Genomic DNA, 13,287 nt, shown 5'->3' with positions numbered 1-13,287 from the left:
AACATGTCTTCCTCTTTATGGCAAATGCTTTAAGGGGTCGTTACCTGCTGCCTATGCTTTTGGCGCTGAGCGTGATGGCGTTGTCGAGCGCTACTCAGGCTGCCGTGGTTAAAGGTCTGTATCGTCATGAAGTGCCTATTGCCGGTCAGGATGGTACACAGCGGGCTGAAGCTATGAGTCAGGCGCTGTCGGATGTGCTGGTGAAAGTCGCTGGGCAGCGGGATGTGCTTACCAATATCTATATTCGAAATGCATTGTCCAAGCCGGAAACCTATATCCGGGAGTTTGGTTTTCGTACCGATGACACTTCAACAAACCGGCAGAAATATTTTCAGGCGACCTTTGATGAGCTGGCAGTGAATCAGCTGCTGGAACAGGCAGGTGTGCCGATTTGGGGCAAAAATCGCCCATCAACGTTAATGTGGTTGGCCATTGAGGATCGTGGTCGACGTACTTTGGTAAGCTCCGCTGATGAATTGCCAAGAGTGTTTGGTCAGGCCTTTTCCAAGCGAGGGCTGCCATCGTTGTTTCCATTGATGGACTTTGAGGATGAGGCTGCTATTTCTGCGGTGGATGTGTGGGGCGGCTTCAGTGGAAAGATTCTGGAAGCGTCCAAGCGGTATGGCTCGCAATCTATTTTGTCCGGTCGTCTTGCGGAAGATAATGGCCGTTATTACGGTCGTTTAAATCTAACGTTTCGTGGTAATACCCAATCTGCTGCGATTCAGGGGCTGAACAGTCAGGGCGTAGCACAGACTGCATCGGATTTGGTCGGTTCTGTTTTGTCGCAACACTATGCCGTCAATACGTCCGATGCCAGCAGTAAGGTGAGCCTGACGGTGGAAAATGTCAGCACGCTGGATGATTATGCAACACTGGTTAAGTATCTTGAGCGAGTCAATGCGGTTCGTGCTGTGGATGTGGAAAATGTTCGTGGTTCAGTCATTGGTCTGGAGTTGACCATCGATGGCTCCGAAAGCCAGCTGGCGGATGCCCTTGCTCTTGGTCGGAATCTCGAGCCAGTGTCGTTGGTCAGTCAGGATGTTAATGATCCACTGAGCGAAATAACGGCCATGACCTATCGCTGGACAGGACGACAGTAACTCATGCAGCTAACGGTTCACCAGCGCTATATGATTGCTGCAGTGGTTGTGGCGTCGATTCTTCTTGTGCATTTTCTGGGTGCTGTATTGACGCCATTTGTCGTCAGTATGGTGCTGGCTTATCTGGGCGACCCTCTGGCGGATTGGCTTGAAGCCAAAGGGCAATCTCGCTCAGGGCTGTCTCGCTCATTATCAGTCACCTGTGTTTTCTTGCTGATTTTTAGCATTCTTGCCATGGGGTTGCTGCTGGTTATTCCGGCGCTGGCGCATCAGATTAAAGCTGTCGTTCAATTGCTGCCGGTGTGGGCGGCGTGGATCGAAAGCAACCTGGTTCCGCTTATCTCAAAGTATGTTTCTATTGATCCGGCTCTTTTTGATTTCAGTGAAATGTCTAAGCAACTGGCTAGCCAGTGGCAGAATGCTGGTGGTTTGTTAGCCAATTTGGGTGTGTCTATTTCCCGATCTTCCATGGCTTTACTGGGCTTTCTGGCGAATTTGGCCCTGGTTCCGGTGGTGACATTTTATCTGCTTCGAGACTGGGACAAGATGATGGGCGACCTGAAAATGATGTTGCCCAGAAATGTGGAACCAGTGGTTGTCACCTTAATGAAAGAGTGTGATGAAGTTCTGGGTGCTTTCCTGAAAGGCCAGCTGATGGTAATGATGGCTCTGGGTGGCATTTACAGCCTGGGCTTGATGATGATTGGCCTGGAATTTTCTATCCTGATTGGCATGTTGGCCGGACTTGCCAGCATCATTCCTTATATGGGGTTTGTGATTGGTTTTGCCGCAGCCATTGTGGTTGCCCTGTTCCAGTTTGACACTTATACCGGTATCGCCATGGTGACGGCGGTGTTTTTGGCCGGTCAGGTTTTGGAGAGTTGGGTGCTGACGCCAATGCTGGTGGGTGATCGCATTGGTTTGCACCCCGTTGCTGTGATTTTTGCCCTGATGGCCGGTGGCCAGTTGTTCGGCTTTGTAGGCATGCTGATTGCTCTGCCCATGGGCGCGATTATTATGGTACTCTTGCGACACTTGCATAGAAACTATAAGTCCAGTGACCTTTATCATGCGGGGCTGAATAAAGATCGGGACGGGTAAAAATGGAGGTAGTTGGGAATTCTCTGCAGAAAATCCCTTTATCTTCAAGTTGTTTGACTGGTGTCAATGTCGGTTGATAAATGAACGGTTTTATTTATCTCCGCTATTTTGTAACTTTGCAGTATCTGTCGTGATGATCCAAACAAAGGATCAGATTACTCGCAACAGTAAAAGAGCGCTCACGTTACGTTTACGGATTTGATGTCCATTATGAGTTTGCCTGTGCAGCTTCCGCTTGGTGTCCAGCTTAGAGATGATGCCACGTTTGCCAACTTTTTCAGCGGTCAGAACGACACGCTGGTAAACCTGTTGAATATGGACAGGGTGGCAGCGGGCATTGAATCTGAGCAGTTTATCTTTGTCTACGGAAATTCCGGTGTTGGCTGCAGCCATCTGCTGCAGGCCGCCTGTCATCAGGTGGATAGCCGTGGTGGCAGAAGTATTTATCTGCCCATGAAAGAGTTGATCCATTATTCACCCAAAATGCTGGAAGGTATTGAACACCTGCAGCTGGTGTGCCTGGATGACATCGGTGAAGTGGCCGGTGTGGATGAATGGGAAGAAGCACTGTTTGATTTGTTTAATCGCCTTCGTGATTCGCAAACCCGCTTTCTTGTGGCGGCGGGCAATCCACCCAAATCCTTGGGTATTCAGCTTCAGGATCTGGTTTCCCGCTTAAGCTGGGGGCTGGTGTTTCAGGTTCACCCACTGAATGATCACGACAAACTCTCTGCGTTGAAATTACGGGCACGGTTCCGTGGTTTTGATCTCAGTGATGATGTTGCCCGGTTTATTATCCATCGTGGCTCCAGAGATATGGGGCAACTGTTTGGTATGTTGCAGAAGCTGGACAGTGCTTCGCTGAGAGCCAAGCGTAAGTTGACCATACCTTTCGTCAAAGAAGTGATGGGCTGGTAGCTTTTCCACTGTAATCGGGAGCAACAGACACATGTCTTTTATTGGCCGTCGTTGGTTGCGCCCTTTATTTTTCTCTCTTTTTGCTGTTCTTGGCTTCTTTTTTGTCTTTCTCTATTTTTCTAATGAATCTGAACGCAGCAGCCCTGACTCTGCGCTTGAGATACCAGTAAACTCTACAGTGGATGAACAGGTTGATGCTGGTCAACAGGTAGAAGATGACACAACTGATTTACCTGAAGAAGAGCCTGATGACTCAGAGAAGCCATCTTTAGAAGACACTCCCACTGAAAAAACAGTTGATCCTGATAAAAAGGATCAGAAAAAACCGGTCATTGATATCAACCAGCTGCTTGCAAATCCTGGGTTAAGTCTTCTGGATGGGAGTGTGTTTGGTATTGAATATGACGCTACGAATGGTCAAGGAAATTTACGAGTATCTCGCTGGGCTGATGCTCAGAAAAATCATTATTTTAAACGACTAACCGCTGATAAATCCGGCGCAAGTATTATTAACTTTAGTGGGGATCGTCGTCATCTTTCTGAAAATGAACTGGCTGAATTACTGGTTAGCCGGATTCAATGGATTTCAGATCATCCCTTTGAATACCTGTATCAGGTTATTCAGATGCCGATTGCACCATCGCTTAGCCACATTATTGGACAGGCAGAGCTTCAGGCGTCTGATGGCTCCAGTATGCGGGCTTTGAAAAAAATGATGTCAGCTCGCCCTGATTTACGAGTTGACATAAAGGTAGGGATTTCGGAAAAAGAAGACAGTAGAGCATTATCCCGGCAGGCGTTGGATTCTGCTTTGCTGGAGTTGTATTCAGTGATTAGTCCCTCCGGTGAAGTGACAGATGTGGAGTCTATACCCTCAGATGTGAAGTCTGCCTTACTGGAGCAAATGTATTTAGCAACCCAACAAAAGAAAATCCCGGAAGTGGGCGAAACATCATCCAATGAACGATTTCAGATAGCCGAGCAGTGGTTACTGGAAAATTGGCCCGGCAATCAGCAGCTGCTGAAACAGCTGCAACAAGATAGGCTCAATTATCTGAAAGCACAGGTAGAAAAGGCGGGGCTGGAAATCGGTCGAATTAAGTGGCGTCTTTCCAAGGGTGAAAGCAAACCTGTGTCAGTGCTTACTGTTTATTAATCGCCCAGATTTTCGTATTTTTTCAAGATCAGTATACGGTTGTTTGCTGGCATTTCGATGTCCTTCAACTGGTTCAGGCCTGCTTTGTTTGCGGCAAGCACAACCTGTTCAAAGTCTTTAATGCCGGATTCCGCATCTCGCTGTCGTAACCATTCATCCAATTCTCGATTACCATCACTGGTGAATTTGCCATCGTAATTATAGGGGCCGTAAAAAAATACCAGCCCATTGTCTTTTAAGACACGACTTATGCCTTTCAGCATAGAGTGAACTTTTGACCAACCGACAAAATGCACGACGTTGGCGCAGAACACAGCATCCACTTCAGCCACAGGCCATTGAGTTTGAGTGATATCAAGCACTATTGGTGGTAAAAATTTCTCAGAGCCAGACTGTTCCCGCCATGCTTTAATGCCTGGCAATAATTCAGCGACATCCGACGGTTGCCATGTGATATTACGCAGTGATGAAGTGAAATAAGCAGCGTGCTGGCCGGTGCCACTGCCGATTTCCAGCACGAAAGAGTGTTTTGGAAGTTCTGCGTGCAGCACCTCGGCGATAGGCTTTTGATTACGCAGGCATGACTCCGCAATGGGCAACTCGGAATCTGATTGTTTCACTGATGCTTGGGCGTCGGTGCCTGTCATAAGCTTCTCGCTGTTATTAGATTATTAATGAGCTGTCCCGAAATAAAATCCACATTTACTGAGGCCTTGAAGCATTGTTGAGACCGCTATCCGTGATCCGTGGTTCGCAAAAGCGTGGGTGGTTCCAGCTTTTTCGGACAACGGACAACGGATCACGGACAACGTAAATTAAAATGTGAAAGTTATTTCAGGATAAATCCTAAGCATTAGCCATTTCACGGTTAGCCTGAGCCTGCCAACGAATAAACATTATGGAGGTGATAAAGAGCGAAACACTAAAGCCGGTGATAAACCAACCATGAGGTTGCTCTGGTCGTAGCCATGCGTCCAGCACACCGCTGGTAAAGTAAAAACAAAGAATAAAGCAGAGCCAGGAGGCTGCCCGTATGCCTCTCTTTAGTAATCCGTAAAGCGGTAAAAATAGTGGAAGTAACTGCAGCAGAGAAATAATCCATACATGGTTATCCGGTGGTGTAAACCACCAGGTTTCTGCCAGCAGTGAAAGTACCAGCCCGGCGTAAAGTGCCAGACTGATATGGTAAATACGGTTCGCCTTTTTTTGCATTGTTATTTGTCCGGTTAAAGGATGTCGATGACTGATTCGGGTGGTCGCCCTATTTTGGCTTTTGAACCGTTAACGACGATGGGGCGCTCAATCAGTTTCGGGAATTGGCACATAAAATCGATCAATTGCTCATCGGAGAGTGATGTGTCTTTCAGGTTGTTGTCCTTGAAGTCTGCCTCACCTTTGCGCAGAAGTTCTCGGGCGCTGATTTCCAGTTGGCCTAGCAGTTCTTTGATGTTGTCGGCGTTAGGTGGCGTTTCCAGATAAAGGATGATTTCTGGGGTAATGCCTTGCTCTTCGAGCAATGCCAGAGTCTGTCGGGACTTTGAGCAGCGAGGATTGTGATAGATTTGAACGCCCATGGTTCTCTCTTTTATTGGAATAGCCGATGATGGCAGAGCCTACCAATCACCGGGGATTCTCTGCAAACTTTTTATTTTGAGTCGGTAATTCGGTACACTTTTCTCTCTGGCGGACAGGGAGTGCACTATGGCACCGGCGGTTAATATCTGGTCAACATTTCAGAGCTTTGTTTCTGAGCTTGGTAGGCGGTTCATCGAACACCGATGCCTTGAAAATGCAGCGGCTCTCACTTACACGACACTTTTTGCTGTTGTCCCGCTGATGACGGTGACCTATAGCATACTCTCTGCGGTGCCCGATCTTCAGGATGTGGGGGATACCGTTCAGAATTTCATCTTTGAAAGTTTTGTGCCTTCCACCGGAGAAGTGGTTCAATCCTATCTTAATGAATTTTCACAGCAGGCTCGTAAGCTGACCGGTGTTGGTGTGATGTTCCTGTTGGTCACGTCGTTTTTGATGCTGCGAACCATCGATAAAGCATTAAATAATATTTGGCAGGTGTCTCATGTTCGTCGAGGCATTTCTGGTTTCTTGCTCTATTGGGCCATCCTCAGCCTGGGGCCGTTATTCCTGTCTGCGGGGCTTTTGGCAACGTCTTATCTGGCTTCGATCAAGCTGGTATCCGATACCACGGCCATTATTGGCGGTGAGCAGTGGATGCTGCGATTGATACCGATTTTCCTCAGCACACTTGTGCTGACACTGTTGTATACCGCAGTTCCTAATCGCAAAGTGCCTGTGCTGCATGCCTTGGCGGGCGCTTTCTTTGTGGCGATTATGGTGGAACTGGCGAAGATGGGCTTTACCCTCTTTATTACACTGTCGCCTACTTATCATTTGATTTATGGGGCTTTTGCCGCCGTACCGCTGTTTCTACTCTGGGTATATTTGAGTTGGTTGATGGTCTTGTTGGGGGCTGTACTGGTTCGCTCACTGGATCTGTATGGCCGACAGGGGCGTATTGATCACCCGCATCCATTAATCTCAATACTGTTAATACTTAAACAGTTACAGGTGAAGTTTACCTCGGGTGATGGTTTGAATTTCTCGGATGTTCAGAAGCGTGATCTTCCGGTTTCTCTCGATGATTGGGAATCCCACACGGCTCGGTTGATGTCTATGGGCTTGATCAATAAAAATGAAAGTGGGGAGTGGATTCTGACCCGGGATCTTCGGCAAGTGAGTCTCTTTGATTTTTGCAAAGAGCTACCGTGGCCAATGCCGCTGGATGAGGAGCTGGAGAATATTCTTTTCTCTGACGAGCCTAACTGGCTTTCCGAACTGATTCATCGGGTTCGAACCGTAAACCATACCCGGGTAGAGGCGTTTGATTGTTCTTTGGATGAATTGTTGTCAAAGCAGTCTTGATAAGGGGCTTTTCGTCGCTAATACTGAACAGGTTTATTTGGGTTAGAGGCAGTTATGAGAATAAAAAAAGTCATAGAGTTCAGTTTCCTTGCTGTCGTTCTGAGTTTCTTGGTGGGTTGCTCTCAACCTCTGGATTTTACCGATACACAAGGTAAGGCTGTGGATTTGCGCAGTGATGATAACCAATGGCTGGTGCTGAATTTCTGGGCCGAGTGGTGTGGGCCGTGTCGGGATGAAGTGCCGGAACTGAATGCGTTATCTGACGATGGCAAGGTCAGAGTGGTAGGTGTGGATTATGACGACAGCCAGGGAGAGCAGCTGATCAATAAGGCAGAAGCCCTTGGTATTCGTTTTCCTGTGTTACTGGAGTCTCCTCTCATAGCTTTGAAAGTCTCTCCTCCTCAAGTGTTGCCAGCGACGTTTATTCTTTCTCCGGAAGGAAAAATTGTTGAAAAACTGATAGGTCCTCAAACCCGTGAAGTGCTGGAGGCTACCATCCAGCAATTGAGCAAGGCTGGTGCTAATGGCTGATATATGCAGACGTGCTTTTGTGGAGGGGCGGGTTCAGGGCGTTTGGTTTCGTGGCTCCACTCAGGAGCAGGCCAGGCGATTAGGCGTTGGTGGTTGGGCTCGAAATCTGCCGGATGGTCGGGTTGAAGTATTGATGTGTGGACCTGAATCTGCGGTGTCACAGCTGGAGAAATGGCTCCATAAAGGGTCGCCATTTTCCAAAGTTAAAAATGTTACGGTGACTGATGAGGCGGATTATCAAACCTTTGATGGGTTTACGACGGGTTAACAGCACAATATATACCCAAAGCATTTCAAGTTGCTACGCGGCGGCAATTGAGTGAAGCCCCGTGAGCCTACGAATAGTAGGTGATCGGGGTGAACGAAAGCGGCCAACAAAGTAGCAGCTTGAAAGGCGACGGGTATATTACCATTGAGTCGTTAACCAGTGTCGTTCAAGGTTTGTATACACTCTTTCTGGATACCACGTCTTGCCAAGGCTGCCATTGTACCGAGCCAGTGCTCTGGTTAGATTGCCTTTTTCCTTTTCCAGATAATGATCCAGAATCGCCACTCCATAACGGATGTTGGTTTTCGGATTCATCAAATTATCATGCTTGCTGCCAAGAATGACTTTCCAGAATGGCATCACCTGCATCAAGCCTTGGGCACCCGCTGAAGAAAGGGCAAAGTGGTCGAAGGCAGATTCTGTGTGAATCAATGCCAGCACCAGTTCCGGCGGTAAATCCACGCGGGATGATTCTCTATAAACCAACTCTAAAACTTCCCGTCGCAAATCCGGTTCCTTGATATATCGGGAAAGTCGGTTGGACATATCCACCATCCAAATCTGCGCTTCATAGTCTTTCAACAGCGCTTCAGAGCTGTCCGCAGAGGGTGGAGGCAGTGTTGGTTGGCTGGCTACATTGGTCGTACTGACAGCGGCGAGCAAGCCCAGAACGCCCGCGAGCGTTCTGGAAGATGCGTTAAGCCACTGGTTAGCCGTTAATGCGGTCTTTAAGTAGTTGAATAATATCACTGATCTGAATGTCTTCTTTGTCGGTAGCGGTACGGTGCTTGTATTCCACCAGGCCATCGGCCAGTCCACGGTCACTCAGGACCACGCGATGAGGAATACCAATCAGCTCCATATCGGCAAACTTCACACCGGGGCTAGCTTTTCTGTCATCCATCAGCACTTCAAAGCCGGCTTCAGTCAGTTCTTTATACAGCGTTTCTGCTGCTTCACGAACCACTTCGGATTTTTCGATTTTTAATGGCACCAGGGCAACCTGGAACGGTGCGATGGCTTCTGGCCAGATAATGCCGCGAGCGTCGTTGTTCTGTTCGATCGAGGCGGCAACGGTTCTGGATACACCAATACCATAACAACCCATAGCCAGCGGAATGGCCTTGCCATTTTCGCTCAGCACGGTGGCGTTCATGGATTCGCTGTACTTTGTACCCAGCTGGAAGATGTGACCGACTTCGATGCCGCGCTTGATCACCAGCGTACCTTTACCGCAAGGGCTTGGGTCGCCTTCCTGTACGTTGCGCAGATCTTCAATACGGCTGAAAGTGCAGTCACGATCCCAGTTGATACCGAAGTAATGTTTGTCTTCAATGTTTGCGCCGGCACCAAAGTCAGCCATTTTGGCAACGGTACGATCGACCACAACAGGAATCGGACAGTTAACCGGACCAAGTGATCCAGGGCCAGCGTTCATTAGAGATTTGATCTGCTCTTCTGTTGCAAAGGTCAGAGGCGAAGCAACGTCAGGCAGGTTTTCTGCTTTGATTTCGTTGAGTTCGTGATCACCGCGAATCAGCAGGGCAACAAAGTCGTATTCCGCTTCTTCAGTGGCTGCGACGATTAACGTTTTCACCGTTTTTTCAACGGGCAGGTTGAACTGCTCGACCAGTTGATCAATGGTTTTGGCATTTGGCGTAGCGACCAGAGTCATCTCTTCAGATGGCGCAGGGCGATCACCTTCCGGTGCCAGTGCTTCGGCTTTTTCAATGTTGGCTGCGTAATCACTTTGATCACTGAAGACGATGGCATCTTCACCGGATTCCGCCAGAACATGGAATTCCTGTGAACCGCTGCCGCCAATGGCACCACTGTCTGCCTGAACCGGGCGGTAATCCATACCCAGGCGATCAAATATACGACAATAGGTATTGTGCATATTTTGATATTCCGCCTGCAGGCACTCTTCTGAAGCGTGGAAGGAATAACCGTCTTTCATCAGGAATTCACGGCAGCGCATTAAGCCAAAACGTGGGCGGCGCTCATCGCGGAATTTGGTCTGGATCTGGTACAAATGAATAGGCAGCTGTTTGTAGCTGTTCAGATCGTTGCGGGCGATGTCGGTCACGACTTCTTCGTGGGTTGGTCCGATAACAAAATCGCGGGAATGACGATCTTTGAAGCGCAGCAGCTCAGGGCCGAACTGGTTTCCACGACCGGTTTCCTGCCACAGCTCGGCAGGTTGAACGGCTGGCATCAGGGTTTCCAGTGCGCCGGCGCGGTTCATCTCTTCACGAACGATGTTTTCCACTTTGCGTAATACGCGTAGACCTAACGGCAGCCAGGTGTAGAGACCAGACGCCAGTTTACGGATCATGCCCGCACGTAATAGCAGCTGGTGACTGATCACCACCGCATCGGCAGGTGTTTCCTTGAGGGTAGGAATCAGGTACTGACTGGTTTTCATAGGTTGTATTACCGGGCTATACAAAAATAAATAAACTGCTATTTTAAGCCCAAGTGATTGTTATACCAACTGCTGATTTGTTCAGGCTCTACTCTGCGCCTGTTTTTGCCGTAATAAATTGCACAAGGAGTAGGTTTTGAAGGACTTCGCGCTGGGCGCATTTGATTTGAATAGCCAGCTGGCAAATGACTGTATTGTGTTGGGTGACTTTCCGGTTTGTCGGCTGTTGTTAATGAATGACAGTCAATATCCATGGTTTATTCTTGTTCCGCGCGTTGCTGACGCTGAAGAACTTTATCAGCTGGATGAAGAGGTTCAGCAGCAAGTGTTACGTGAGTCCTCGTTCTTTGCTGAAGTACTTTCTGTGTTGTTCGACGCGGAGAAAATGAATGTAGCGGCCATAGGTAATATGGTCAGACAGCTTCATATTCATCATGTGGTACGGTACAGCCATGATATAGCGTGGCCTGCGCCGGTATGGGGAAAATTTACGGCTATTCCCTACTCAGAAGAAAAACGATCAGAAGTGCTGGCTAAGGTAACCGAAGCGTTAAGTGGTGATTTTCCATTTCAAATGGCGGTGTGATTCATAGCAGTATGGTTCAAGGTTGAATCTCTCATAAAATGCAGGAGAAGAAATGTGCAGGATGAATTGATGGACCTTCAGACACAACTGAGCTTTCAAGAAGATACGATTGCTCAGCTCAACGAAGTAGTTACACGACAGCAGAAAGATATAACCCGATTGACCGAAGCATTTTCACAGTTGAAAAAGCAGTTTGAAGTGATGGCTGCCGAGCAGCAGGAAGGTGGTAATCATGAGGAGGCGCCACCTCCCCATTACTAAGGACTGTCTCTGAACAACTTCACTGTTCAGAGAAGCGCTTTCCGTTTGCCGTTATCCGTAAAGCGCAAGCAGCAAGGCTTTTACGGATAACGGTAAACGGAGAACGGTTTTCTTAGCTAAGCCATATGATTTCCGTTGTGCTTGATTCAGGTGAAATCAATCAATGCACAGCGGTAACGTCTTCTGCCTGAAGTCCTTTGTCTTTTTCCACAACAATAAACTCTACTCTCTGACCCTCGCTCAAAGTGCGATGCCCTTCACCGCGAATGGCGCGATAGTGAACAAACACGTCATCACCCAAATCCCGGGTAATAAAGCCGAAGCCCTTGGTCACGTTAAACCATTTGACCGAACCGCCTTCGCGATCTGAATCTTCTTCGGTAAATTCTTCGGTAAATGTGAATGTTGCTGGTTTTGAAGAAATCACTGTATCCAGCGTGGCAGAGAGTTGCAGCAGTGTTGCAAAGCTCAATAGTACCAATGTGGCACCAAAGAGCGTGGTGGAGGCTTGGCCGCTTGCCGCAGCGCCGTAAAACAAAATGACAGCGGTTATTGCACCAGCAGCAAACAATAACGCACCGAGCACTTGCAGGCCTCGGCGGGCACCATTCCGTGCTGATACGGTGGTAGCCATCAGGTTAAGAAGTGATGCGGTTAGCAGCGCAATCGCTACAGAGCTGCTGACAGTGACCGGTGTTGATGAAAAAGTGATAATGCCGGTGAGGCTGGCAATCAGCAGGCACGCGGTGCCCAGGCCGATCAGTAAATTTATACGCTTTAACTGTTTCAAAGCATGTTCCTTCTGGTTTTTATCCGTATAAGGTGAAGATAACTAAGCCTTTTCTAAAAGCCCTGAACTAATGAAGGGCGCACTTGATATCATGACGTTTTTATAAAGCAGCCAACCATATGAAATCATTTTTTCTGACTTATTGGTCAGCCACTCTGCTGTGTTACACCTACGATCACATAGCTAATACCCATAGGGCATAAAGGCTATGCTCACTCCAGTGTGCCTTGCATAGTAACTAACCACTAAGCCAGAAATATTCGATTTCATATGATTGGCTACTTAAAACAGAAGCGACGTTCATAGAAAATGCTTCTGCGCTATGAAGATAACAGCTCCTCATGGCAAACGATAATTTACCTTTATGCTCTAATTTTCTCAAATTAAGTGTGAATTATTGATTGAAAAGTACTCGACATCGAAAAATGCCCTAATTATAGTGGTATTGAATACTTGTATTGTTCAATAAAGCAAGCATCGTACTGATGGTTATTTTGTCAGGCGCTAGTTGTATGTTTTATGGGCATAGCTCTCAGGGAAAGCTGTAAGGGATGGCAGTAAAGAGAGTGAAGGGTATTCTATCCGTCTGATGCAGTGGCAGATAAAGCAGTAGTGTAACGCCGTTAGCTGGCATGCCTTTGCTGGAGTGATGATACGTCGTTCTGGTGGGTTAAGCATAAAGCATTGGCGAGCATTCAATGCCTTATCGTAATGGACATTTAAAGGGAATTTCATCAGGAGAGTCTGATATGGCCGCTAAAAAAGCCCCCGCTATTAAAGATAAATACACCAAAACCCAGATGCTTTCAGAAATTGCTGAAAACACCGGGTTAAGTCGTCGGCAAGTCAACGATGTGATGGATGAGCTGGGTGATCTGGTTGAACGACACATCAAAAAACGTGGCTGTGGTGAGTTTACCTTGCCAGGTTTGCTGAAAATAATTACGAAAAAGAAACCGGCGCAAAAAGCCAAAAAAGGTGTGCCCAATCCATTCAGGCCAGGTGAGTTGATGGATGTGGCTGCCAAGCCAGCGTCTATTCAAGTGAAAGTAAGACCGCTGAAGAAGTTGAAAGAGTTTGCGACTTCGTAGGCGAAATTGCTTATTGACAAAGGGGCTAAAAAGCCCCTTTTTTTGTGGTTGCATTTTGTCCGGTGATGGTAAAGAATGGTTTCACGTTGCGTTAAGTAGTATGTCACTAGG

At 47.7% G+C, this 13,287-nt stretch carries 16 protein-coding genes; 10 read left to right on the top strand and 6 right to left on the bottom strand.

From position 1 onward, the window contains the following. Positions 1 to 17 precede the first annotated feature (17 nt). The 4 genes from Q1B11_RS16500 (at position 18) to Q1B11_RS16485 (ending at position 4,278) form a co-directional block, all read left to right on the top strand. On the top strand, positions 18 to 1,103 hold the full coding sequence (locus Q1B11_RS16500; protein WP_299734423.1) for a DUF2066 domain-containing protein: 1,086 nt from the start codon (positions 18 to 20) through the stop codon (positions 1,101 to 1,103). Positions 1,104 to 1,106: 3 nt separating this feature from the next. After that, on the top strand, positions 1,107 to 2,204 hold the full coding sequence (locus tag Q1B11_RS16495) for an AI-2E family transporter (protein ID WP_299734421.1): 1,098 nt from the start codon (positions 1,107 to 1,109) through the stop codon (positions 2,202 to 2,204). A gap of 201 nt (positions 2,205 to 2,405) precedes the next feature. After that, the gene (gene hda / locus Q1B11_RS16490; RefSeq protein ID WP_299734419.1) at positions 2,406 to 3,122 is read left to right on the top strand and encodes a DnaA regulatory inactivator Hda; all 717 of its coding nucleotides are present in this window, start codon (positions 2,406 to 2,408) and stop codon (positions 3,120 to 3,122) included. 31 nt (positions 3,123 to 3,153) lie between these two features. After that, positions 3,154 to 4,278 (top strand): hypothetical protein, encoded by a 1,125-nt coding sequence (locus Q1B11_RS16485; RefSeq protein ID WP_299734417.1) that lies wholly within the window; start codon positions 3,154 to 3,156, stop codon positions 4,276 to 4,278. Here the strand turns inward: Q1B11_RS16485 and Q1B11_RS16480 are convergent. The 3 genes from Q1B11_RS16480 to arsC form a co-directional block, all read right to left on the bottom strand. Beyond that, positions 4,275 to 4,925: a DUF938 domain-containing protein gene (locus tag Q1B11_RS16480; protein ID WP_299734415.1), complete on the bottom strand. Its 651-nt coding sequence runs from the start codon at positions 4,923 to 4,925 to the stop codon at positions 4,275 to 4,277. The genes Q1B11_RS16485 and Q1B11_RS16480 overlap by 4 nt on opposite strands. Positions 4,926 to 5,124: 199 nt before the next feature. Beyond that, entirely contained in the window at positions 5,125 to 5,490 is a 366-nt protein-coding gene (locus Q1B11_RS16475; protein ID WP_299734413.1) for a DUF2069 domain-containing protein, read from the bottom strand. 14 nt (positions 5,491 to 5,504) lie between these two features. Beyond that, entirely contained in the window at positions 5,505 to 5,852 is a 348-nt protein-coding gene (gene arsC / locus Q1B11_RS16470) for an arsenate reductase (glutaredoxin) (RefSeq protein ID WP_299734411.1), read from the bottom strand. Positions 5,853 to 5,979: 127 nt separating this feature from the next. On the opposite strand from arsC, the gene Q1B11_RS16465 reads away from it, so the two are divergent. The 3 genes from Q1B11_RS16465 to Q1B11_RS16455 are packed head-to-tail and all read left to right on the top strand — an operon-like array spanning position 5,980 to position 8,020. Next, on the top strand, positions 5,980 to 7,221 hold the full coding sequence (locus Q1B11_RS16465; protein ID WP_299734409.1) for a YihY family inner membrane protein: 1,242 nt from the start codon (positions 5,980 to 5,982) through the stop codon (positions 7,219 to 7,221). Positions 7,222 to 7,275: 54 nt separating this feature from the next. Further along, positions 7,276 to 7,752: a TlpA disulfide reductase family protein gene (locus Q1B11_RS16460; RefSeq protein WP_299734407.1), complete on the top strand. Its 477-nt coding sequence runs from the start codon at positions 7,276 to 7,278 to the stop codon at positions 7,750 to 7,752. After that, entirely contained in the window at positions 7,745 to 8,020 is a 276-nt protein-coding gene (locus Q1B11_RS16455; RefSeq protein ID WP_299734406.1) for an acylphosphatase, read from the top strand. Before Q1B11_RS16460 ends, Q1B11_RS16455 begins: the two co-directional genes overlap by 8 nt. Positions 8,021 to 8,158: 138 nt before the next feature. On the opposite strand, the gene Q1B11_RS16450 is transcribed toward Q1B11_RS16455, so the two are convergent. After that, entirely contained in the window at positions 8,159 to 8,770 is a 612-nt protein-coding gene (locus tag Q1B11_RS16450) for a lytic transglycosylase domain-containing protein (RefSeq protein ID WP_299734404.1), read from the bottom strand. Then, positions 8,730 to 10,448 (bottom strand): proline--tRNA ligase, encoded by a 1,719-nt coding sequence (locus Q1B11_RS16445; protein ID WP_299734402.1) that lies wholly within the window; start codon positions 10,446 to 10,448, stop codon positions 8,730 to 8,732. Before Q1B11_RS16445 ends, Q1B11_RS16450 begins: the two co-directional genes overlap by 41 nt. A gap of 136 nt (positions 10,449 to 10,584) precedes the next feature. Here Q1B11_RS16445 and Q1B11_RS16440 point away from each other — a divergent pair, with 136 nt between their 5' ends. Further along, entirely contained in the window at positions 10,585 to 11,034 is a 450-nt protein-coding gene (locus tag Q1B11_RS16440) for an HIT domain-containing protein (protein ID WP_299734401.1), read from the top strand. A gap of 69 nt (positions 11,035 to 11,103) precedes the next feature. Continuing rightward, positions 11,104 to 11,295, top strand: a complete 192-nt coding sequence (locus Q1B11_RS16435; protein WP_299734399.1) for a SlyX family protein — start codon at positions 11,104 to 11,106, stop codon at positions 11,293 to 11,295. A gap of 160 nt (positions 11,296 to 11,455) precedes the next feature. Here Q1B11_RS16435 and Q1B11_RS16430 read toward each other — a convergent pair whose 3' ends face one another. After that, positions 11,456 to 11,881 (bottom strand): cold shock domain-containing protein, encoded by a 426-nt coding sequence (locus Q1B11_RS16430; protein WP_299734447.1) that lies wholly within the window; start codon positions 11,879 to 11,881, stop codon positions 11,456 to 11,458. A 953-nt stretch (positions 11,882 to 12,834) separates the two neighbouring features. On the opposite strand from Q1B11_RS16430, the gene Q1B11_RS16425 reads away from it, so the two are divergent. Next, on the top strand, positions 12,835 to 13,176 hold the full coding sequence (locus tag Q1B11_RS16425) for an HU family DNA-binding protein (RefSeq protein WP_299734397.1): 342 nt from the start codon (positions 12,835 to 12,837) through the stop codon (positions 13,174 to 13,176). The last annotated feature ends 111 nt before the right edge of the window (positions 13,177 to 13,287 follow it).

This window comes from uncultured Endozoicomonas sp. (genome assembly GCF_947495845.1).
GTDB lineage: Bacteria > Pseudomonadota > Gammaproteobacteria > Pseudomonadales > Endozoicomonadaceae > Endozoicomonas.
Note: the sequence above shows the minus strand (reverse complement) of the source record. Positions and strands in the feature narration are given on the sequence as shown.